The 18,097-nt window shown below is 69.1% G+C and carries 17 protein-coding genes; 12 read left to right on the top strand and 5 right to left on the bottom strand.

All coding sequences use genetic code 11. The features are described from left to right. Positions 1 to 86 precede the first annotated feature (86 nt). Genes G6N45_RS22840 through G6N45_RS22830 form a run of 3 tightly spaced genes read left to right on the top strand, consistent with a single transcriptional unit; the run spans position 87 to position 3,783 of the window. Positions 87 to 2,270, top strand: a complete 2,184-nt coding sequence (locus G6N45_RS22840) for a xanthine dehydrogenase family protein molybdopterin-binding subunit (protein WP_163725109.1) — start codon at positions 87 to 89, stop codon at positions 2,268 to 2,270. After that, complete coding sequence (locus G6N45_RS22835; RefSeq protein WP_163725106.1) at positions 2,267 to 2,806, top strand: (2Fe-2S)-binding protein; 540 nt, start codon at positions 2,267 to 2,269, stop codon at positions 2,804 to 2,806. Before G6N45_RS22840 ends, G6N45_RS22835 begins: the two co-directional genes overlap by 4 nt. Beyond that, positions 2,800 to 3,783: an FAD binding domain-containing protein gene (locus tag G6N45_RS22830; RefSeq protein ID WP_163725103.1), complete on the top strand. Its 984-nt coding sequence runs from the start codon at positions 2,800 to 2,802 to the stop codon at positions 3,781 to 3,783. Before G6N45_RS22835 ends, G6N45_RS22830 begins: the two co-directional genes overlap by 7 nt. Here the strand turns inward: G6N45_RS22830 and G6N45_RS22825 are convergent. After that, the gene (locus G6N45_RS22825; protein WP_163725100.1) at positions 3,780 to 5,363 is read right to left on the bottom strand and encodes an APC family permease; all 1,584 of its coding nucleotides are present in this window, start codon (positions 5,361 to 5,363) and stop codon (positions 3,780 to 3,782) included. The two genes, G6N45_RS22830 and G6N45_RS22825, sit on opposite strands and share 4 nt — an antisense overlap. A 213-nt stretch (positions 5,364 to 5,576) precedes the next feature. Between G6N45_RS22825 and G6N45_RS22820 the strand changes: the two genes are divergently transcribed. Continuing rightward, positions 5,577 to 5,918, top strand: coding sequence for a DUF3349 domain-containing protein (locus G6N45_RS22820; protein ID WP_163725099.1), 342 nt, complete (start codon positions 5,577 to 5,579; stop codon positions 5,916 to 5,918). On the opposite strand, the gene G6N45_RS22815 is transcribed toward G6N45_RS22820, so the two are convergent. Together G6N45_RS22815 and G6N45_RS22810 are read right to left on the bottom strand one after the other, a co-directional pair. Next, positions 5,915 to 6,961 (bottom strand): NAD(P)-dependent alcohol dehydrogenase, encoded by a 1,047-nt coding sequence (locus G6N45_RS22815; RefSeq protein WP_163725094.1) that lies wholly within the window; start codon positions 6,959 to 6,961, stop codon positions 5,915 to 5,917. The two genes, G6N45_RS22820 and G6N45_RS22815, sit on opposite strands and share 4 nt — an antisense overlap. A 144-nt stretch (positions 6,962 to 7,105) precedes the next feature. Then, a complete protein-coding gene (locus G6N45_RS22810) occupies positions 7,106 to 7,768 on the bottom strand; it encodes a TetR/AcrR family transcriptional regulator (RefSeq protein ID WP_163728919.1) in 663 nt (220 codons plus the stop codon). A gap of 201 nt (positions 7,769 to 7,969) precedes the next feature. Between G6N45_RS22810 and G6N45_RS22805 the strand changes: the two genes are divergently transcribed. Beyond that, positions 7,970 to 9,046 carry an SDR family oxidoreductase gene (locus tag G6N45_RS22805; RefSeq protein ID WP_163725091.1) on the top strand — a complete coding sequence of 359 codons (1,077 nt, stop codon included), beginning with the start codon at positions 7,970 to 7,972 and terminating at the stop codon, positions 9,044 to 9,046. Positions 9,047 to 9,093: 47 nt separating this feature from the next. Here G6N45_RS22805 and G6N45_RS22800 read toward each other — a convergent pair whose 3' ends face one another. Further along, positions 9,094 to 10,158 carry an iron-siderophore ABC transporter substrate-binding protein gene (locus G6N45_RS22800; RefSeq protein ID WP_163728916.1) on the bottom strand — a complete coding sequence of 355 codons (1,065 nt, stop codon included), beginning with the start codon at positions 10,156 to 10,158 and terminating at the stop codon, positions 9,094 to 9,096. Between the two features lie 236 nt (positions 10,159 to 10,394). On the opposite strand from G6N45_RS22800, the gene ctaD reads away from it, so the two are divergent. Together ctaD and serB are read left to right on the top strand one after the other, a co-directional pair. After that, a complete protein-coding gene (ctaD, locus tag G6N45_RS22795; protein ID WP_163725088.1) occupies positions 10,395 to 12,140 on the top strand; it encodes an aa3-type cytochrome oxidase subunit I in 1,746 nt (581 codons plus the stop codon). 35 nt (positions 12,141 to 12,175) lie between these two features. Beyond that, positions 12,176 to 13,426, top strand: coding sequence for a phosphoserine phosphatase SerB (gene serB, locus G6N45_RS22790; protein WP_163728913.1), 1,251 nt, complete (start codon positions 12,176 to 12,178; stop codon positions 13,424 to 13,426). A 1-nt stretch (position 13,427) separates the two neighbouring features. Here the strand turns inward: serB and yczR are convergent, their stop codons facing one another. Beyond that, positions 13,428 to 14,870, bottom strand: coding sequence for a MocR-like transcription factor YczR (yczR, locus tag G6N45_RS22785; RefSeq protein WP_163725086.1), 1,443 nt, complete (start codon positions 14,868 to 14,870; stop codon positions 13,428 to 13,430). A gap of 62 nt (positions 14,871 to 14,932) precedes the next feature. On the opposite strand from yczR, the gene G6N45_RS27765 reads away from it, so the two are divergent. From G6N45_RS27765 to G6N45_RS22765, 5 genes are read left to right on the top strand one after another with little or no spacing between them, the layout of a single operon-like run. Further along, entirely contained in the window at positions 14,933 to 15,085 is a 153-nt protein-coding gene (locus G6N45_RS27765) for a hypothetical protein (RefSeq protein WP_170312463.1), read from the top strand. Between the two features lie 3 nt (positions 15,086 to 15,088). Continuing rightward, entirely contained in the window at positions 15,089 to 15,817 is a 729-nt protein-coding gene (gene yczE, locus G6N45_RS22780) for a membrane protein YczE (protein WP_163725083.1), read from the top strand. After that, entirely contained in the window at positions 15,766 to 16,617 is an 852-nt protein-coding gene (locus tag G6N45_RS22775) for an ABC transporter ATP-binding protein (RefSeq protein WP_163725080.1), read from the top strand. Before yczE ends, G6N45_RS22775 begins: the two co-directional genes overlap by 52 nt. A gap of 38 nt (positions 16,618 to 16,655) precedes the next feature. Next, entirely contained in the window at positions 16,656 to 17,444 is a 789-nt protein-coding gene (locus G6N45_RS22770) for an NUDIX hydrolase (RefSeq protein WP_179965393.1), read from the top strand. Continuing rightward, positions 17,441 to 18,097 carry an enoyl-CoA hydratase gene (locus G6N45_RS22765; protein ID WP_163725075.1) on the top strand — a complete coding sequence of 219 codons (657 nt, stop codon included), beginning with the start codon at positions 17,441 to 17,443 and terminating at the stop codon, positions 18,095 to 18,097. Before G6N45_RS22770 ends, G6N45_RS22765 begins: the two co-directional genes overlap by 4 nt.

The following is an 18,097-nucleotide window of genomic DNA, read 5'->3' as shown; positions in this document are numbered from 1 at the left end:
CGGCGAGCGGGGATGGGGGCTAGCGGTAAGGGGAGACTCCGGTCAGCGGCGACGCGATCGGCCGCGGCACCTGTGACACTGAAGCGGTGAGCGAATCCGTTGGGCGCCCGGTGTCCCGAGTCGAGGGAGCCGACAAGGTGACCGGGCGGGCCCGCTACACCGCCGACACCCCGGTCGAGGGCGTCACCTTCGCCGCGCTGGTCCAATCGGACATCCCGCACGGCAGCGTCACCGCGGAATCGGTGGCCGCCGCGGCCGCGCTGGCCGCCGCGGCGCCCGGTGTGCTGCACGTCTTGACGCCACTGAATTGTGCCGCGCTGCATGTCCTTCCGGAAGACCTCACCTGGGACCTACCGCTGGAACGCCGTCCGCCGCTGTCCGACCTGTCCGTCCAGCACATCGGCCAGCACCTGGCGCTCGTGGTGGCCGACTCGCCGGAGAACGCGGCGCACGCCGCATCTCTGATGACCTTCGACTACGAGGCCGCCCCTGCTGCGCTGTCGGCGGCCCAGGTGCTCGCCGACCCGCCTCTCGCCGACGACGGCGTGGTCCGCCACGGCACCTACCGGCCCGACCATTTCGTCAAGCTGACCGAGGAGAAGCTGCAGGACCGTCGCGGTCCGGAGGCCGAACCGCCCGGAACCAAGGTGGAGGCCACCTACACGACGCCGGAGAACGCCCACTATCCGATCGAACTGTCGGCGACCATCGCGCAGTGGGACGGCGACATGCTCGTCGTGCACGACAGCACCCGGTGGATCACCGGTGAGCGGCGCGCGCTGGCGGCCTGGCTCGGGATCGCCGAAGAGCGCATCCGGGTCCTGTCACCTCTGGTCGGAGGGGCCTTCGGCGCCAAGAGCTTTCTGTGGATGCATGTGGTGTTGTGCGCGGTGGCCGCGCGCGCGGTGGGCCGCCCCGTCAAGCTCGTCCTGACACGCAATCAGATGTTCACCTCCACCGGTCACCGTCCGCGCACCGAACAGCGGATCTCCCTTGTCGCCGACGACACCGGCGCGATCGCGAGCACCGAACACCACACCCTGACCGAGACGTCGACCGTCGCGCACTTCTGCGAACCGACCGGGTTGTCGACGCGCTTCCTGTACCGCTCGCCGCGACTGGCGGTGTCGCACACCGTCGCCCGGATCAACGCGCCCACCCCCTGTTTCATGCGGGGACCTGGGGAGGCGCCGGGGCTGTTCGCCCTGGAGGTGGCCATGGACGAACTCGCCGAGGCCACGAATCGTGACCCGCTGCAGCTGCGACTGGCCCACGTGACCGACCGCGATCAGACCAACGGCCGGCCGTGGTCGGCGGCCGACCTGGCCGGGTGCTACCTCGCCGGCGCGCGACGCTTCGGCTGGGAAAGCCGCCCGACTACGCCACGGACGTTGTCCCGCAACGGTGTTCAGGTCGGGTGGGGGATGGCCACGGCGACCTATCCGGGCCGCAGGATGCCCGCCGGTTGCGGGGTGCGGACCCTTCCCGACGGTCGCGTGCGGTTCAGCGCGGCGACGCACGAGATCGGCACCGGCGTGCGGACGGTGATGGCACAGGTGGCCGCCGACGCCACGGGCCTGCCCCTGGACCGCGTGATCTTCGACTCCGGAGACTCGGCGTTCCCCGACGCTCCGTACAGCGGCGCCTCCCAGACCACCGCGACCGTCGGCTCGGCGGTCTTCGCCGCGGCCCAGGAGTGGAAGCGTCGGCTGGGTGGCAGAATCCTGCCCGCCGAAGGCGTCTCAGTCGAACTCGCCGACGAACTGAGCTTCACGGTCACCAGCGAGGGGGCCCCCGACGGCGGTGCGGTGTCCCAGTCGTTCGGCGCGCACTTCTGCGAAGTGGAGGTCGACGAGGCGCTGGGCCGCGCCACGGTCACCCGCTGGGTGGCCGTGATGGACTGCGGCCGGGTGCTCAACCCGAAGCTGGCGACCAACCAGGTGATGGGTGGCATCACGTTCGGCGTGGGCATGGCCCTGCTCGAACAGGTGCCCCACGATCCGCACACCGCCCTGCCGCTCGGCGAGTACTACGTGCCCACCCACGCCGACCGACCGGATTTCGACATCAGCTTCCTCGAGCGGCCGGACTACGCGCTCGACCCGATCGGTGTGCGGGGGATCGGCGAGATCGGCGCCTGCGGGGTGCCCGCCGCGATCGCCAACGCCATCCACCACGCCACCGGAAAACGCCTGCGGGCGTTGCCGATCACGCTCGAGGCTCTGCTGGAGCCCGCCGACGCACGACAGGAAGGTCTGACGCGACCATGACATCACCCACCCACCGCGTGCGGCTCACCGTCAACGGTGCCCGGCGCGAGCTCGAGACCGATGTCCGCTCGACACTGCTCGACCTGTTGCGGGAGCGACTCTCGTTGACCGGCACGAAGAAGGGATGCGACCACGGCCTCTGCGGGGCGTGCACCGTCGAGGTCGACGGCCGGCGGGTGCTGAGCTGCCTGACGCTGGCGGTGTCGGTCGACGACGCCGAGGTCCGCACCGTCGAGGGACTCGCCGACGGGGACGGGCTCGATCCGTTGCAGCGCGCCTTCATCGAGCACGACGGCTTCCAATGCGGATACTGCACACCGGGACAGCTCTGCTCGTCGCGGGCGCTGCTGCGCGAGTACGCCGGCGGCGACCTGTCCGCGGCCTCGTTCGACGGCAGCCACGACGACGTCGTGCACGGCCCGCCGCGGCTGACCGAAGCCGAGATCCGCGAACGCATGGCAGGCAACATCTGCCGGTGCGGTGCCTACGCGAACATCGTCGCGGCGATCACCAGCGCGCACGAGGCGCCATGTTGACCTTCGCCTACCACCGCGCCACCAGCATCGACGACGCGCTCGGCGCAGCGGCGCGGGGCGCCCGCTACTACGCGGGCGGAACCAACATGCTCGACCTCATGAAGACCGGGGTGGAGACACCGTCGGCGCTCGTCGACATCGGGGACCTCGACCTCGGGTCGGTGCAGGCGCTGCCCTCCGGCGGAGTGCTGATCGGCGCGGGGGTGACGAACAGCGACGCGGCCAACCATCCGTTGGTGCGCGCGGCGTATCCTGTGCTCTCCCAGGCGATTCTGTCGGGCGCGACCACGCAGATCCGCAACATGGCCACGGTCGGCGGGAACCTGATGCAACGCACCCGCTGTCCGTATTTCATGGACCCGGCATTCACGGCCTGCAACAAGCGGTCTCCCGGTTCCGGCTGCGCGGCCGTGGCCGGGTTCAACCGCGAGCACGCGGTGTTCGGCGCGGGCACCACCTGCGTCGCTGTGCACCCGTCCGACATGGCGGTCGCCCTGGCGGCGGTCGACGCCCTGGTGCACGTCGCCGGTCCGTCAGGGCCGCGGTCGATCCCGATCGGCGGTTTCTTCACCCTTCCCGGGGAACATCCCGAGCGCGACAACAGCCTCGCACCGGGCGAGCTGATCACCGGGATCGAACTGCCGCCGTCTCCCTTCGGCGCGCGCAGCTGGTATCTCAAGGTCCGCGACCGGCACAGCTACGCCTTCGCGCTGGTCTCGGTGGCCGTCGGTCTGGACATCCGCGACGGCGTGACCCGATCGGCGGCCGTGGTGCTCGGCGGCGTGGCGGCCACACCGTGGCGCGTGGGCGCGGCGGAAGCCGAACTGGTCGGCAGAACCGCCGACGCCGACGCCTTCAGGTCGGCCGCACGCGTCGCCGTCTCCGGTGCAGAACCGTTGAGCCAGAACGGGTTCAAGGTCGTGCTGGCGCGCAACAGCGTGGAGCGTGCGCTGACCCGCGCGGCCGCGCGGGGCTAGCTGCGCTCGTGGCTGTCCTCCATCACCGTGCGGCCGATCTCGGTGTAGGTGTCGGGCCGGGAGAAGCGCAACCACATCGCGTAGGCGATACCGATGCCGAACACCGCGGCGATGAGGTACGGGGTGCTCTTGAACACCAGTGAGTTCGCCGCGTAGCCGGCCGCGAACGCGCGGTTGTCCCACAGCAGCCAGACGACGTAGCCCATCGCCACTGCGCCGAGCAGCGGGCAGATCAGCGTGGTGATGACGTTGCCACGGTGCGTCTTTCGGACCCAGAAGTACCAGATCACGGCGATGGAGCAGATTGCCTGGACGAGCAGGATCGCCGCGGTGCCGATCAGCGCCAGCAGCCCGTAGATGTTGGTGTAGGGCACCAGGGTCGGGGTGTCGACGGGCAGGCCGTTGGCGTCGGGCACCTGCACGGCCGTGAAGACGAAGAACAGCAGCACGATCACCATCGTGATCACGCTCTGCACCGCCGACGCGATGTAGGGCGAACCGTGCCTGGGATGAGCCGCGCCCAGAGTCGACTTGACCTTGGCGGCCGGGATCTCGCGGCCGAGTGCGAACAGGTACCGCGAAGCCGCGTTGTGGAAGGCCAGTGCGCACGCGAAGGAGCCGATCACCAGCAGGATCTTGTAGACGTCGAGCAGGAACCCGCCGAGGTTGGCGTCGACCAGGTCGAAGAACAGATCCAGCGGTGAGGAGCTGATGGACGCCTCCACCGAGGTCTTGGCGCCGTTGCCTGCCAGCACCATCGCGGAGATGAACGTGTAGAACAGGCCGAGTCCGATGACGGCGATCAGCGTCGCGCGGGGGATGATCTTCTTCGGGTTGCGCGATTCCTCGCCGTACACCGCGGTCGTCTCGAATCCGACCCAGGACCAGAAGGCGAAGAACAACCCGACCGCCATCGACCCTGCGGCGGCAGCGGTTCCGAAGGCGCCCTCGGGCAGGCTCTCGAAGGCGTTGTTCAGCAGCACGGTCTGGTCGAGCATGAAGCCGTCGGGACCGCCGCCCTTGGCGATCACGCTGAACGCCAGCGCCAGCAGGATCAGCACCTCTGACACGAGCGTCACCCCGAGGATCGCGGCGGTCAGGCTGATGTGGAAGTGGCAGAGCACGCCGATGACGACGATGGCGGCGATCGCGAACACCAGCCACGGGATGTTCACTCCGACAAGGGTGTTCACCGCGTCGTTGGCGAAGTAGGCGCAGCCGCCGATCAGCGATCCCTCGAAAACCACGTAGGCGAAGGTGGCCAGGAAGCCGCTGGCCATGCCCCACGCCTGGCCCAGGCCGTGGGAGATGAACCCGTAGAACGCCCCCGTGGTCGTGATGTGCCTGGCCATCGCCACGTACCCGAGCGCGAACAGCGTCAGGGCGATCGTCGCGAACAGGAATCCCGCCGGTGCCCCCAGTCCGTTGCCGAAACCGACGGCGATCGGCACGTTTCCGGTCATCGCGGTGATGGGCGCGGCGTTGGCGACCGCCATGAAGATGACGGCGACCATGCCGATCGCGCCCTTCTTCAGTCCGGCGGGCGCAGCGGACTCGACTGCTGCGGATTCAGTGGCCATGCGGGTCTCCTGGGGGGCGAATCACTACGAATTCGGCCCGCCCACCGGCGGACCGATCAGAAGCGTCGCACTGTATAGACCACCCGACAACTCGAGAAATCCAGTGTTTACACGGCTTCCAGCAGGTTCACAGTCACGACCCGAGATGAACGCCCGGCGAACACTGCGGCCGGTTCGGCACCTTTCGGGGTCGCAACGGCACACACTGGGGAGGTGACCACCACGTCGTTGCTGAGCTCGATCCTGAACTGGCTGCGCGCCGGGTATCCCAGCGGTGTGCCGGGTCCCGACCGGGTGCCGCTGCTGGCCCTTCTGCGCGCCACGCCCCTGACCGACGAGCAGCTGCGCGCGGTCATCGCCCACATCACCGCGCAGGGTCAGGCGGCGACGGTCGACGGCGCCATCGACGGCGACGAGATCGCCGCCTTCATCGCCGACGTGACCCACCACGACGCCGGGCCCGAGAACGTCGCGCGGGTCGCGGCCCGATTGGCCGCCGCCGGATGGCCGCTCGCCGGTGTGGACATCGGCGAGCAGCCGGCCGACGAGGACTAACGCAGCGCGGCCGTGTCGATCACGAAGCGGTACCGCACGTCGCTGGCCAGCACCCGCTCGTACGCCTCGTTGATGTAGTCGGGCGCGATCACCTCGATGTCGGGTGTCACGTCATGCTCGGCGCAGAAGTCGAGCATCTCCTGGGTTTCGGCGATGCCACCGATCAGCGACCCGGACAGCCGGCGCCTGCCGAAGATCAATGCGGGCGCGGGCACCTCCATCGGACGCTCGGGCATGCCGAGCTCCACAAGCGTGCCGTCGAGGGCCAGGAGGCCCAGGTAGTCGCCCATGTCGAGATTGGCCGACACGGTGTTGAGGATCAGGTCGAACTTGCCTTTGAGCTTCTTGAAGGTGTCGCGCTCACTGGTGGCGTAGTACTCGGAGGCACCGAGGCGCAGACCGTCCTCCATCTTCTTCAGCGACTGGCTGAGCACCGTGACGCGGGCGCCCATCGCGACCGCGATCCTCACGGCGAGATGGCCCAGACCGCCCAGGCCGATCACCGCGACCTCGGTGCCCGGGCCGGCGTTCCAGTGCCGCAGCGGGGAGTAGGTGGTGATGCCCGCGCACAGCAGCGGGGCAGCCTTGTCGAGCGGGATCGAGTCGGGGATCGTCAGAACGTAGTTCTCGTCGACGACGATCGCGCCGCTGTAACCGCCCTGCGTGGGCTCTCCGTCGAAGCCGACGGCGTTGTAGGTGCCGACCATGCCCGGGTTGTTGCAGTACTGCTCCTCGCCGGCGAGGCAGAACTCGCACTCGCGGCAGGAGTCCACGAAACATCCGACGCCAACGCGGTCACCGACCGCGAACTTGGTCACCTCGGATCCGACCTCGGTGACGATCCCGGCGATCTCGTGACCGGGTACCACCGGGTACGCCGCCTGGCCCCATTCATCGCGCACCGTGTGGATGTCGGAGTGGCAGATGCCGGCGAAATGGATGTCGAAGGCGACGTCGTGGGGGCCTACGTCGCGGCGCGTGATCGTGGTCTTCGTCAACGGCTCGCCGGCCGCGTGGGCTGCGTATGCGGAAACGGTGCTCAAATGTCTCATCCTCTTCTCGTCTTTGTTGCAGGCGTGTGCCCCGAATCGAGGCGTGCCGGAACCTGGGCCGTGATCGCACGGCCATCAAGGCCAACACCCAGGGTGCCCCGGTTCATCCGTCGGCGAGCGCTGCCGTGAGAAGGATCACCGCGCGCCGGTCAGGGCCTGCGTGGTCCGGTCGTGCATCGCCTCGGGGTCGGGTACCCCGAGCACCCGCAGGCAGGCGTCGGCGACGTGCCGGGGCAGCTGGTCGCGCTGGGGTCCCTCAGGGGTCGACCACATGTTCACCAGTGATTCGACCAGCCGGAACGGAAGGTCTGCGGCGGCCGGGTCGACGCCGGAGCCGCGGGCGATGGCCAGGCTCAGGCTCAGGTAGTGCCTGCGCAGCCGTTCGCGGTCGGAGTAGAACGGCTCGAGCCGCGCATCGCGCAATTCGGGCAGCAGGTAGAGCGCCCCGAGATTCCAGCGGCCGCAGAGCAACTGTGTGCCGTCGAAGACGGCCAGCGCGTGCAGCTGCTGCGCGTCGCTCATCGCAGGGCGGGCGGCGCGAAGGCCGGGGATGAACGACAGGGAGGGCGACACGGTCTGGCTGAGCAGGGCGCAGAGGATGTCGTCCTTGGTCTTGAAGTAGTGATAGAGGGACGCCTGCCGGATGCCGACCGTTTCGGCGATGTGCCGGGTGGACGTCCCCGCGTAGCCCTGCGTCGTGAACAATTCGCCTGCGGCATCGAGGATTTCGTCCCGTGCGGTGGTGCCGGGGCGTCGCTGGGCGTGCAGACGTGGCCGTCCGGCCCGGGTCAGCGGCATGGGCTCATCGTGGCTCATCGTCGGTGCCGAGGATATCGCCGACCATATCTGTCACACGATAGAAACCTCGGATACCCAGCGGTTACCTCGGCTGCCGATGGGATTCGCCAGCGACGCCCACACTGGCCGCACGGAATGCCTTTGTTCCCTTGTTCGGGGCACGGGCGGGGTGTCCGATGGAGTTGACGAGGGAGTGCAGCGATGACCGTGCTGATGACAGGGGTTCCCGGGTTCCTCGGCAGTGCGCTGCTGCCGGGCATCTTGGCACGGACGGAGGGTGCGGCGATCTGCCTGGTGCAGTCCAAATTCGCCGCAGATGCCGAACGACGCGTGGCCGAACTCTACGCCGCCGACCCATCCCTCGAGGGGCGGATCCAGCTGGCCGAGGGCGACATCACCCGGGCCGGGCTGGGCCTCGGCGCCGGTGTCCTCGACGAGGTCACGGAGGCCTGGCATCTCGCGGCGGCGTACGACCTGTCGGTGACCCGGGACGTGGGCGTCCGAGTCAATGTCGACGGGACCCGAAACGTGCTCGACGCACTTGCGCTCTGTCCGGCGTTGACACGCCTCCACTACTTCAGCACCTGCTATGTCAGCGGCCGCTACGCCGGTCCGTTCGGCGAGGACGACCTGGAAGTCGGTGCGCCGTTCAACAACTACTACGAGGAGACCAAGCACCTCGCGGAGGCGGAAGTGCGGTCTCGGATGTCGGCGGGGATGCCGGCGACGATCTACCGCCCGTCGATCGTCGTCGGCGACAGCCGTACGGGCGAAACGCAGAAGTTCGACGGACCGTACTTCATCATGCAGTGGCTGTTGCGGCAGCCGCGGCGGGCGATCCTCCCGGTGGCCGGAGATCCGACGATGACGCGCGTCAACGTCGTCCCGCGCAACTTCGTCGTCGATGCGGTGAATTACCTGAGCCGGCAACCGAACTCGGAGGGCAAAACTTATGCGCTCGCCGATCCGCGGCCGCTCACCGTCGACGAGTTGATCGACGTGATCGGCTGGGCGACCGGCCGGGAGGTCATCAAGGTGCCCGTGCCGCGCAAGGTCGCCAAAGTCGCGCTGGCACGCGTTCCCGGGCTGTACCGGTTGATGCGGATTCCTGCCGAGGACGTCGACTACTTCGTGCATCCCACGTCGTATCTGACCGAGCATTGCCGTGCCGATCTGGCAGGCAGCGGGATCGAACCGCCCGCGCTCCCCAGCTATGTGCATCGGCTGGTTTCCTTCATGCGCAGCCATTCCGAGGTGAGCTCCGCTGCGATGTTCTAGGACTGCCCTTGCCCCGGACAGGCAGCAGGCGCGCCGCGCCGGCACGATCAGTTGATCGGTGCGTTGACCAGTCGTAGGTCGGCGACGATGCCGCGGGCGGCGACGATGCCCTCGCCGGTCTGCCAGATCTCGTTGTTGACCGCGAACACCCGGTTGTCCCGGTTGGCCGACAATCGCTTCCAGGCGTCGCTGCCCATCACCTTCGGTGCCCGCTCGCGCGCCTCGGCGGTGGCGAACGACACGTAGACGAGGTCGCCGTCGGCGGCGGAGAAGTCCGGCGAGTTCGCGAGGTCCTCGTCGGTGATGCCCACCTCGACGTAGGGCTTGTCGGTGAACCGTTGCGCCGCCGGTCGATCTACCCCCACGTCGGCGAGCACACTCCCGGGGAAGTTGTCGGTGCCGAACACCCGCATGGTGGAGTCGGTGAACTGCACGACCGACGCCTGGAAATGCGTGGCGTCATGGTTGGCGCCGGTTTTGTCGGCGGCCCGGCCGAAGTCGTCGATGAGCCGATTGGCCGCCTCGAGCCGGCCGGTGGCCGCGCCGACCGTGCGCAGGTTGTCCTTCCATGCCACGCCGGGAGGTCCGCTGAACACCGTAGGGGCGATCGCGGTGAGCGCGGGGTGGTCCTCGGGCGTGAGCGCGACGGAGCTCAGGATCAGATCGGGTTGCGCGGACCGGATGGCGTCCAGGTCCGGGTCGCTGCGCGTGCCGGCCGCGGGCAGGTCGTGGATCGCGGTGCCCAGATACGACGGCTGGTCGGGCGAGCCGTCGGGCAGCGCGGCGGCGACGACCCGCGACTGCAGGCCCAGCGCGCACAGCGCGTCGAGCTGATCGCCGGCGAGCGCCACGATGCGCTGCGGGTCGGCGCGCACCACGGTGGTCTGCGGGATCGGCGGGGTGATGGCGTGCCCGGTCGCGTTCCTCACCTCGCGATCGGGGGGACCGTCGTCGAGCGGAGCGGGATCCGGAGCACACGATTCGTCGGGCCGCCGGTCGTTACCGAGCACCCCGGCGCTCGCGATGCGGGTGGTGCTGGTGATGATCGAACCCTGCGTCGCCGTGGTGGGTTCCCCCGACGAGCCGCAGCCGCCCAGGATCCCGGTCAGCATCACTGCCACGCCAAGCGCTCCCGCTGCCCCCGCCGCCCGCACCGACACGTCGCAGACGGTAACATCCGCGGTCTCCGGTGCTGGTCAGGCCACGCGCCGACCGAAAAAGGGACGCAATTACGACGGTTTGTAGGACCACCCCCGCCTCTGTCAGGTTCGGGAGTTACGATTCATGTCAAACATCCTCGGGAAGCCCTCTGTGACGTCCCGGTCCGTAAGGAAGGTTGGAGGACCAGTTGGTAGCCGAAGCGCCCCCAATCGGAGAACTCGAGGCACGGCGTCCGTTCCCGTCGCGGATCGGGCCCAAGGGCAACCTGATCTACAAGCTCGTCACGACGACCGATCACAAGCTGATCGGCATCATGTACTGCGTCGCGTGCTTCGCGTTCTTCCTCATCGGCGGCTTGATGGCGCTGTTCATCCGCACCGAGCTCGCCGTGCCGGGTCTGCAGTTCCTGTCCAACGAACAGTACAACCAGCTGTTCACCATGCACGGCACGGTGATGCTGCTGTTCTACGCGACGCCGATCGTGTTCGGCTTCGCGAACCTGGTGCTGCCGCTGCAGATCGGTGCGCCCGACGTCGCGTTCCCGCGGCTCAACGCGTTCTCGTTCTGGCTGTTCCTGTTCGGCGCGCTGATCGCCACGGCCGGCTTCATCACCCCCGGCGGTGCCGCCGACTTCGGGTGGACGGCCTATTCGCCGCTGACCGACGCGATCCACTCGCCCGGTGCGGGCGGTGACCTGTGGATCATGGGTCTGGCCGTCGGTGGTCTGGGCACCATCCTCGGCGCGGTGAACATGATCACCACGGTGGTGTGCATGCGCGCGCCGGGCATGACGATGTTCCGGATGCCGATCTTCACCTGGAACATCCTGGTGACCTCGATCCTGGTGCTGCTGGCCTTCCCGCTGCTGACGGCGGCGTTGTTCGGCCTGGCGGCCGACCGGCATCTCGGCGCGCACGTGTACGACCCGGCCAACGGCGGTGTGCTGCTGTGGCAGCACCTGTTCTGGTTCTTCGGCCACCCCGAGGTGTACATCATCGCGTTGCCGTTCTTCGGCATCGTCAGCGAGATCTTCCCGGTCTTCAGCCGCAAGCCGATCTTCGGCTACACCACGCTGATCTACGCGACGCTGGGCATCGCGGCGCTGTCGGTGGCGGTGTGGGCGCACCACATGTACGCCACCGGTGCGGTGCTGCTGCCGTTCTTCTCGTTCATGACGTTCCTGATCGCCGTCCCGACGGGCATCAAGTTCTTCAACTGGATCGGGACGATGTGGAAGGGGCAGTTGACCTTCGAGACCCCGATGCTGTTCTCCGTCGGGTTCATCGTGACGTTCCTGCTGGGTGGTCTTTCGGGGGTGCTGCTGGCCAGCCCGCCGCTGGACTTCCACGTCACCGACAGCTACTTCGTCATCGCGCACTTCCACTACGTGCTGTTCGGCACCATCGTGTTCGCGACCTATGCGGGCATCTACTTCTGGTTCCCGAAGATGACGGGCCGGCTGCTCGACGAGCGGCTGGGCAAGGTGCACTTCTGGCTGACGTTCATCGGGTTCCACACCACATTCCTGGTGCAGCACTGGCTCGGCGACGAGGGCATGCCGCGTCGCTACGCCGACTACCTGCCCAGTGACGGGTTCACCACGCTGAACATCGTCTCGACCATCGGCGCCTTCATCCTCGGCCTGTCGACCCTGCCGTTCCTCTGGAACATCTTCAAGAGCTGGCGTTACGGCGAGCCGGTGATGGTCGACGATCCGTGGGGTTACGGCAACTCCCTGGAGTGGGCGACGTCCTGCCCGCCGCCGCGGCACAACTTCACCGAGCTGCCCCGGATCCGTTCGGAGCGGCCGGCATTCGAGCTGCACTACCCGCACATGGTGGAGCGGATGCGGCGTGAAGCCCATGTCGGACGTGCCCACGGTCCGGAGGACGGAGACGTGACTCGGCTCGACGAAGCCGAAGTCCGCACCTGACCGCAAGAACGCCAGAGGCACTCGGGGGTGAGCGCATCGGAAGCGTAACGGCCGGTACTTCGCGCAATCGTTCGTCGCTGTTGATAACTGTGACGGGTCGCGATCAGCCGGGTGTGACGTCGGCGCTGTTCGAGGTGCTGTCCCGGCATCGGGTGGACCTCCTCAACGTCGAACAGGTGGTCATCCGCGGCCGGCTGACACTCGGAGTGCTCGTCGCCGCGGCCGCCGAGGTGGCCGCCGGACCGGATCTGCGCGACGAGGTCTCGGCCGCGATACACCGGCTCGGCCTCGAGGTGACGATCGAGGGCAGCGACGGCCTGCCGGTGCTGCGGGAACCGTCGACGCACACCATCGTGGTGCTGGGCAGGCCGATCACGGCGGAGGCGTTCGGCGTGGTGGCGCGCGAGGCGGCCGCGCTGGGCGTGAACATCGACTTCATCCGCGGTGTCTCCGACTATCCGGTGACCGGACTCGAGCTGCGGGTGTCGGTGCCGCCGGGCAGCTACCGCGATCTGCAGGCGACGCTGGCCCGCGTGGCGGTCCAGGAGAGCGTGGACATCGCGGTCGAGGACTACAGCCTGTCCCGCCGTGCCAAGCGCCTCATCGTGTTCGACGTGGACTCCACCCTGATCCAGGGTGAGGTGATCGAGATGCTGGCCGCGCATGCCGGCGCCGAGGCCGCGGTCGCCGAGGTGACCGAGGCGGCGATGCGCGGCGAGCTCGACTTCGCCGAGTCGCTGCACCGACGTGTCGCGACGCTGGAAGGGCTGCCCGCCGGCGTCCTCGACCAGGTGGCCGAGCAGATCGAACTCACCGCAGGTGCCCGCACCACGCTGCGCACACTGCGCCGCCTCGGTTACTACTGCGGCATCGTCTCCGGGGGCTTCCGGCAGGTCATCGAGCCGCTGGCGCACGAGCTGATGATGGACTTCGTCGCCGCCAACGAACTCGAGGTCGTCGACGGCAAGCTCACCGGACGGGTCATCGGCGACGTCGTCGACCGGCCCGGAAAAGCCAAGGCGCTGCGCAATTTCGCCCAGCAGGTCGGGGTGCCGATGGAACAGACCGTCGCCGTCGGTGACGGCGCCAACGACATCGACATGCTCACCGCCGCGGGACTCGGCGTGGCCTTCAACGCCAAACCCGCGCTGCGCGAAGTGGCGGACGCGTCGCTGAGCCACCCGTATCTCGACACCGTGCTGTTCATCCTCGGCATCACCCGCGGCGAGATCGAAGCGGCCGACGCGCTCGACGGCGTGGTCCGTCGCGTCGAGATCCCGGACTGAGTCAGACCACGACCGCGGTCGGCTCCACCGACGTGGATCCGGTGACAGCGCGCCACGCGCGCGCCAGGAGCTCGATCGAGGCGACGAGCTGGTCGTCGGGCAGGGTGTAGGGCACCCGGATGAACCGCTCCAGCGTGCCGTCCACGCCGAAGCGCGGACCGGGCGGGATTTCCAGGCCCGTCCGCGACGCGGCCGCCGACAGTGCCGAGCTCATCGGCGCGGGCAGCCGCACCCACAGTGACATCCCGCCCTTGCCGGGGGAGGGCCGCCAGTCGGGAAGGTGCTCGGCGAGCAGGTCGAGCAGCAGCGCGCGGCGGGCACGAAGGATCTCCCTCCGGTCCGGGAGCACATCGTCCTCGACCGCCAAAAGCCTTGCCGCAGCCAGCTGCTCGAACACAGGTGTGCCCATGTCGATCGCGGGTCGCAGCGCGGCGACCGTGGCGAGAGTGTTCCGCTCGGCCCGGATCCAGCCGATGCGCAGTCCGCCCCAGAACGACTTCGACATCGACCCGACGGTCAGCATCAGGTCCCGGCGCGTGGTCATCGACGCGGCGAACGGGGCAGGCACCTCCTCGTCGAGCCACATGTCGGTGATCGTCTCGTCGATGATGGTGCGGGTGCGGGTCTCGCCGATGATGTGCGCCAGCCGGCTCCGCCCCGGAGGCGGCAGCGTCATCCCGGTCGGATTGTGGTTGTCGGGGATCAGATACGCCAGGCTCGGGGACAGCTGACGGATCGCGGCGTCGATGGCGTCGAGTTCCCAGCCGTCGGGGGTCATCGCGACCGGCACCGGCCGCAGGCCGCGGACGGCCATCGCGGCGAGGCCGCCGTGGTAGGTGGGTTGCTCGACGAGCACCCGATCGTCGGGTTGGGTGTAGGTGGCCAGGATCAGCCCGATCGCGTGCAACGCTCCGGTGGTCACCAGGATCTCGTCGGGCTCGGTGGGAAGGCCTCGTGCGCAATACCTTTCGGCGATGGCTTCGCGAAGCGGCAGAACGCCGCGCAACTCGATTCCGATATCGCGCAGGTACGGCGTGACCTGGTCGGCCGCTTCGGCGAACGCCCGCGACACCACGGCCGCCGGAGCGGCCAGCGTGGCGGCGGCCAGATTGGCCGTCGGAATGGCCGGTATGACGGTCGCGGGCGAGGTCAGGGGCAGCGCGGTCGTGCTCCGCGCGCCCTGCCGGGCGTGCAGGTATCCGTCGTCGCGCAACTGGGCGTAGGCCGCGGTGACCGTCGTGCGGGAGACGCGCAGCGCCTCGGCCAGGGCCCGCTCACTGGGCAGTCGGGCGCCCACCGGCACCCGGCCGTCCACGATGAGCAATCGGATCGCGTCGGCCAGCCCGTGATAGGCCGGCCCGCTGCGACTGGACGTGCGCCAGTTCCCCAACTCGCGGGCCAAGAGGTCCACATCGAGAGATCTGGCTGTCATCACCGTCGTCATTGAGGCCAGTATTCACCGACTGGCTATTGAAGAGCAAGCCAGTGGCCCAAGATCATGGCGGTATGAACCACTGGATATCTCGACTGGCCCACCGGCTGGCCGATCTGTATTACTCGCCCTCGATCGGGGGAGCGATCGACGATCGCGACGCCGACGCCCGCCGCATGCGCAGCGAGCTCGATGCCATCCGCATGCACTTCCCCGATCACGCCTGACGGATGGCCCGTCTGAGCACTGCCGCCGCGCGCGGGGTCGCGCTGCTGGCCGGCCTGGTTGGCTACGGCACGTCCATGGCGATGATGGTCCGTGCCGGCCTCGGACTGGACCCCTGGGACGTCTTCCACCAAGGACTGGCGCTGCGCACTCCGCTCAGTATCGGCGCGGCGTCGGCGGTGGTGGGCGTCGCGGTGCTGCTGGCGTGGATACCGCTGCGCAACCGGCCGGGCATCGGCACGGTCGCCAACGTCGTCGTCATCGCCGTGACCGTCGACGTCGCGCTGTGGCTCATTCCCGCACCGGAGTCCCTACCGGTCCGCGCGGCACTGATGGCGGCGGCCGTGGTGTCCAACGCCGTCAGCACCGTTCTCTACATCGGCGCGGGCCTCGGAGCCGGTCCGCGCGACGGGCTGATGACCGGGCTGGTGGTGCGCACCGGGCGCTCGGTTCGCTTGGTGCGCACCACGATCGAGGTCACGGTGCTCACCGTGGGGTGGCTGCTCGGCGGCACCGTCGGCATCGGCACACTGGTCTACGCGTTCGGCATCGGGCCGCTGGTGCAGCTGTTCGTGCGCCTCACCCCGGGGCGGATCCTCGCCGTCAGCGGCTGGGCCCAGGTCCGTCCGGACGTGCCGGACGCCATCCGGCCCGACGTTTCCGGGCTGACTACGATGAGCGGGTGCCAGCCGACCCCGACGATGACGTCCACGAAGCCGACGAAGACCTGCTGATCGACTTCGCCAAGGTCACGTTGCGCCGCAACGGCCGGCTGCTCGTCGGCCCGGTGACCTGGTCGGTGGAGCTCGACGAGCGGTGGGTGGTCATCGGCCCCAACGGCGCGGGCAAGACCTCCCTGCTGCGCATCGCCGCGGCGATGGAACATCCGTCGTCAGGCACCGCCTACATCCTCGGGGAACGCCTCGGCCGGGTCGACATGTCCGAACTGCGCGCGCGCATCGGGCTGAGCAGCGCCGCGCTGGCCCAACGCGTGCCCGATGACGAGATCGTGCGCGACCTGGTGGTGTCGGCCGGCTACTCGGTGCTCGGCCGCTGGCGCGAGCGCTACGACGACGTCGACTACGAACGGGCGCTCGACATGCTGGAGAGCGTCGGCGGCGAGCACCTGGCCGACCGCACCTACGGCACGCTGTCGGAGGGTGAGCGCAAACGCGTGCTGATCGCGCGGTCGCTGATGACCGACCCCGAACTGCTGCTGCTCGACGAACCCGCCGCCGGCCTCGACCTCGGCGGCCGCGAAGAACTCGTCGCCCGGCTCAGCGATCTGGCGCTGGACCCCGACGCCCCGGCGATGGTGCTGGTGACCCACCACGTCGAGGAGATCCCGCCCGGCTTCTCGCACTGCCTGATCCTTTCCGAGGGCGCCGTGGTCGGCGCCGGCCTGCTGACCGACGTGCTGACGTCGGAGAACCTGTCGACGGCGTTCGGGCAGTCCATCGCCCTGGACATCATCGACGGCCGGTACTTCGCGCGCCGGACGCGCACCCGCGCGGCACACAGGAGGCGCTTGTGAGTACCGATCCTCTGGTTCCGCGGCCGGCCGCGACCGTGATGCTGGTGCGCGACACCGACGAGGGCATCAAGATCTTCCTGATGCGCAGGCATTCGGCGATGGACTTCGTCGCCGGGGTCATGGTGTTTCCCGGCGGCGGGGTCGACGACCGCGACCGCAACGCCGACATCGCCTGGCACGGACCCGACCGCAGCTGGTGGGCGGGCCGGTTCGGCACCGACGAGGAACTCGCCGAAGCGCTGGTGTGCGCGGCCGCGCGCGAGACCTTCGAGGAGTCCGGCGTGTTGTTCGCGGGCTCGGCCGACGACCCGGACCTGCTGGTCGACGACGCGTCGGTGTACCGGGAGCAGCGGGCGGCGCTGGAGAGCAAGTCACTGTCGTTCGGGGAGTTCCTGCGGGCCGAGAAGCTGGTCCTGCGGGCGGATCTGCTGCGGCCGTGGGCGAACTGGGTGACCCCGAAGGAGGAGCGCACCCGCCGCTACGACACGTACTTCTTCGTTGCGGCGCTGCCGCAGGGCCAGCGCGCCGACGGGGACAACACCGAGACCGACAAGGCCGACTGGGTCACCCCGCAGGCCGCCCTCGACGACTTCGCCGATGGCCGCAGCTTCCTGCTGCCGCCGACGTGGACCCAGCTCGACGCGCTCAACGGGCGCACCGTCGCCGAGGTGCTGGCCGTAGAACGCCGGATCGTCGCGATCGAGCCGTCGCTGGCCGCCGAGACCGGCGGCAACTGGGAGATCGAGTTCTTCAACAGCGATCGCTACAACGCCGCCCGGAATCGGCGTGCCCCGCAGGGCTACACCGACGGGGCGCCGCTGTCGTGACGGAGTTCGTCAGCGTCCACTTCGGCGAGGACGACGCGCGGATCGCGACGCTGCTGCTGTCCCGGCCGCCCACCAACGCCGTGACCCGCCAGGTCTGTCGCGAGATCGCCGAGGCCGCAGCCGACCTGGCCCGGCGCGACGACCTGACCGCGGTCATCCTCTTCGGCGGGCACGAGATCTTCTCCGCCGGCGAGGACATGCCCGAGCTGGAGACGCTGAACGCCGAGGAGGCCGAGGCGGCCGCCAGGGTGTGCCACGAGGCCGTCGACGCGCTCGCGGCGGTGCCGAGGCCCACCGTGGCCGCGATCACCGGGTACGCACTCGGCGCGGGCTTGACGCTGGCGTTGGCCGCCGATTGGCGCATCAGCGGTGACAACGCGAAGTTCGGCGCGACGCAGATCCTGGCCGGCCGCGCTCCCGCGGGGCAGGCGGCGACCCGCCTGTCAGCGGCGATCGGTGCGAGCAAGGCCAAGGACCTGGTGTTCAGCGGCCGGTTCGTCGACGCCAGGGAAGCGCGGGAGCTCGGCCTCGTCGACGAGCTCGTCGCACCCGACGCCGTCTACGACGCCGCCCTGGCCTGGGCGCGCCGGTTCGTGGACTACCCGCCGGAGGTCCTGGCGGCCGCAAAAGGCGCCTTCGACGGCAGACGTTAG

The sequence above is a fragment of the Mycolicibacterium psychrotolerans genome, assembly GCF_010729305.1.
Taxonomy (GTDB): Bacteria; Actinomycetota; Actinomycetes; order Mycobacteriales; family Mycobacteriaceae; genus Mycobacterium; species Mycobacterium psychrotolerans.
This window is presented reverse-complemented; position numbering and strand designations above follow the sequence as displayed.

Bases quoted from the DNA above. Each gene is read 5' to 3' on its own strand.
- G6N45_RS22770 (WP_179965393.1), top strand. From the start codon at position 16,656: ATGCTGGTGCGCGACACCGACGAGGGCATCAAGATCTTCCTGATGCGC.
- yczR (WP_163725086.1), bottom strand. From the start codon at position 14,870: ATGACGACGGTGATGACAGCCAGATCTCTCGATGTGGACCTCTTGGCC.
- G6N45_RS22805 (WP_163725091.1), top strand. From the start codon at position 7,970: ATGACCGTGCTGATGACAGGGGTTCCCGGGTTCCTCGGCAGTGCGCTG.
- G6N45_RS22825 (WP_163725100.1), bottom strand. From the start codon at position 5,363: ATGGCCACTGAATCCGCAGCAGTCGAGTCCGCTGCGCCCGCCGGACTG.
- G6N45_RS27765 (WP_170312463.1), top strand. From the start codon at position 14,933: ATGAACCACTGGATATCTCGACTGGCCCACCGGCTGGCCGATCTGTAT.
- G6N45_RS22835 (WP_163725106.1), top strand. From the start codon at position 2,267: ATGACATCACCCACCCACCGCGTGCGGCTCACCGTCAACGGTGCCCGG.
- G6N45_RS22800 (WP_163728916.1), bottom strand. From the start codon at position 10,158: ATGCTGACCGGGATCCTGGGCGGCTGCGGCTCGTCGGGGGAACCCACC.
- G6N45_RS22830 (WP_163725103.1), top strand. From the start codon at position 2,800: ATGTTGACCTTCGCCTACCACCGCGCCACCAGCATCGACGACGCGCTC.
- G6N45_RS22810 (WP_163728919.1), bottom strand. From the start codon at position 7,768: ATGCCGCTGACCCGGGCCGGACGGCCACGTCTGCACGCCCAGCGACGC.
- yczE (WP_163725083.1), top strand. From the start codon at position 15,089: ATGGCCCGTCTGAGCACTGCCGCCGCGCGCGGGGTCGCGCTGCTGGCC.